The organism is Pseudomonas sp. GM49, assembly GCF_000282355.1.
Classification (GTDB): Bacteria; Pseudomonadota; Gammaproteobacteria; order Pseudomonadales; family Pseudomonadaceae; genus Aquipseudomonas.
This window is the reverse complement of record NZ_AKJL01000185.1, coordinates 1-2768: the sequence shown is the minus strand read 5'-3', so window position 1 is coordinate 2768 and position 2768 is coordinate 1. Positions and strand designations below refer to the sequence as shown.

Genomic DNA, 2768 nt, shown 5'->3' with positions numbered 1-2768 from the left:
GCTTGCCCCCGTTGGGCTGCGGAGCGGCCCCTAAACCGGCGAATGTGGTGCATCAGACTCACCGCATTCTCCGGTTTTACGACTACTACGCAGCCGAACGGGGGCAAGCCCCCTCGCCACAGCAACAAATGATCTGTAAGCATGCCGACTTGGGCGTGGAACAGGTACGATACCCGTCATCTTTTCCAGTCCTGTTTTCGGAGTTGCCCATGAGCGCCGTCAATCGCGCAGCGGTGGAAGCCGTCCTTCGCCAATACACCGACCCTTACCTGAACCAGGACCCGGTCAGCGCCGGGTGCGTGCGCAACATCGACATCCAGGGTGACCGCGTCAGCGTTCAGCTCGAATTGGGTTACGCCGCCGGCCTGTTCAAGAGTGGCTGGGCGCAAATGCTGGAAATGGCCATTCAGGGGTTGGATGGCGTGACTGGTGCCCGGGTCGAGATCACCAGTGTGATCGCCGCGCACAAGGCCCAGGCGCAGATTCCGGGGCTGGCCAACGTCAAGAATGTGGTGGCCGTGGCGTCCGGCAAGGGCGGTGTGGGCAAATCCACCACGGCCGCCAACCTGGCCCTGGCCCTGGCCCGCGAAGGCGCCAAGGTCGGGATTCTTGATGCGGATATCTATGGCCCGAGCCAGGGCATCATGTTCGGTATTCCGGAGCGCACCCGTCCCGAGGTCAAAGACCAGAAGTGGTTCGTACCACTCAAGTCCCATGGTGTTGAAGTGATGTCGATGGCCTTCCTGACCGACGACAACACGCCGATGGTCTGGCGCGGGCCGATGGTTTCCGGCGCCTTGCTGCAACTGGTGACCCAAACCGCGTGGGGCGACCTGGACTACCTGGTCATCGACATGCCGCCAGGCACCGGCGACATCCAGCTGACCCTGGCGCAGAAAGTGCCGGTGGCCGGTGCGGTCATCGTCACGACCCCGCAGGACCTGGCATTGCTGGACGCGCGCAAGGGCGTGGAAATGTTCCGCAAGGTCAACATTCCGGTACTGGGCGTGGTGGAAAACATGGCCGTGCACATCTGCTCCAACTGCGGACATGCCGAGCATCTGTTCGGTGAAGGCGGGGGCGTGAAACTGGCCAACCAGTATGGCGTCGAGCTGCTGGCCTCGTTGCCGCTGTCGATGGTCATCCGCGAACAGGCCGATGGCGGCAAGCCAACAGTGATCGCCGAACCGGACAGCCCGATTGCACTGGTTTACCAGGAACTGGCCCGTCATGTTGGCGCGCGGATCGTGTTGCAGGAAGCTTTGACGCCGGCTATGCCGAATATAAGCGTCAGCGACGATTGATGATCTGAAATACTTTCCCCTGTGGGAGCGGGCTTGCTCGCGAATGCGGTGTGTCATTCAACAGATGGTTGACTGATCTAACGCATTCGCGAGCAAGCCCGCTCCCACATTTGTTTTGTGGTGACCTTAGAGGCGCAACCCGCCATCCATTTCCAGAATCCGGCCGGTGTAGTAGTCGTTCTCGAAGATGTAAGCCGCCGAATGGGCGATCTCATCCGGCTTGCCCATGCGCTTGAGCGGAATCCCGGAGGTCATCTTCTCCAGCGCTTCAGGCTTCATGCCCAGGGTCATTTCGGTTTCGATGAAGCCCGGTGCAATGCCGGCGACACGAATGCCGTAGCGCGCCAGTTCCTTGGCCCAGGTCACGGTCGCCGCCGCGACGCCGGCCTTGGCGGCGGAGTAGTTGGTCTGACCGACGTTGCCGGCGCGGGAAATCGACGAGATATTGATGATCGCGCCGGTGTTTTTCAGCTCGACCATTTTCGCCGCGACTTCACGGGTGCACAGGAACACGCCGGTCAGGTTGATGTCGATGACCGCCTGCCACTGGGCCAGGCTCATCTTGGTCATTTCGCCATCCTTGACTTTGAGCAGCAGACCGTCGCGCAGGATCCCGGCATTGTTGATCAAGCCATGGATCGCACCGAAGTCTTCAGCGACCTGGGCAACCATGTGGGTCACTTGCTCTTCGTTGGCCACGTTGCACAGGTAGGCGCGGGCCTCGACGCCTTGGGCCTTGCACGCGGCGACGGCGTCATCGAGTTTTTCCTGGTTCAGGTCGACCAGGGCGAGTTTCGCGCCCTTGCCGGCGAGATACTCGGCCATGGAACGGCCTAAACCCTGGCAACCGCCAGTGATAATGATTACTTTGTCAGTGAGTTGCATTCGCATGTCCCCGGCAGCAGGTCTGAGTGGTTTCCTTGTAGAGAGCCTCTCGATCTGCGCCTGACGTGGTCCGGCTGCACATGAGAACTGCCCCCGATGGCGTGCTGGAACTTTCACCAGCAGCTCGTCCGTTTTTATGACGGATTCTATTTAAGGAGTCATAAATTGAGCGTTGAAGCGGCTAAGCATGCACGAGAATTGCTTCTCAAGGAATACCGTGGGGTGCTCTCGACGCACTCCAAATCGATGCCCGGTTTTCCGTTCGGCTCCGTGGTTCCTTACTGTCTGGACGAGCTGGGTCGGCCGCTGATCCTGATCAGCCGCATCGCCCAGCACACTCATAATCTGCAAAAAGATCCGAAGTGCTCGCTCTTTGTCGGCGAGCGTGGCGCCGAAGATGTTCAAGCCGTTGGTCGGCTGACTTACCTGGCGCAAGCGCAGCAGCTCGAAGACGAAGCCGCCATCGAAGCCGCCTCTGAGCGTTACTACCGCTACTTCCCGGAGTCACAGGGTTATCACAAGGCCCACGATTTCGATTTCTGGGTGCTCAAGCCAGTACGCCACCGCTACATCGGCGGG

3 protein-coding genes are annotated in these 2768 nt (G+C 60.2%); 2 read left to right on the top strand and 1 reads right to left on the bottom strand.

Annotated elements, in window-relative coordinates; translation table 11 throughout:
• Positions 1 to 209: 209 nt before the first annotated feature.
• Complete coding sequence (gene apbC, locus PMI29_RS12380; RefSeq protein WP_007999302.1) at positions 210 to 1304, top strand: iron-sulfur cluster carrier protein ApbC; 1095 nt, start codon at positions 210 to 212, stop codon at positions 1302 to 1304.
• A gap of 126 nt (positions 1305 to 1430) precedes the next feature.
• Here apbC and PMI29_RS12385 read toward each other — a convergent pair whose 3' ends face one another.
• On the bottom strand, positions 1431 to 2189 hold the full coding sequence (locus PMI29_RS12385) for an SDR family oxidoreductase (protein WP_007999300.1): 759 nt from the start codon (positions 2187 to 2189) through the stop codon (positions 1431 to 1433).
• Positions 2190 to 2354: 165 nt separating this feature from the next.
• Here PMI29_RS12385 and PMI29_RS12390 point away from each other — a divergent pair.
• Positions 2355 to 2768, top strand: a 414-nt coding sequence (locus PMI29_RS12390) for a HugZ family pyridoxamine 5'-phosphate oxidase (protein WP_007999298.1), incomplete at its 3' end; no start/stop codon positions are given.

Excerpts from the sequence above, each read along its gene's own strand:
- apbC (WP_007999302.1), top strand. The coding sequence starts at position 210 with ATGAGCGCCGTCAATCGCGCAGCGGTGGAAGCCGTCCTTCGCCAATAC.
- PMI29_RS12385 (WP_007999300.1), bottom strand. The coding sequence starts at position 2,189 with ATGCAACTCACTGACAAAGTAATCATTATCACTGGCGGTTGCCAGGGT.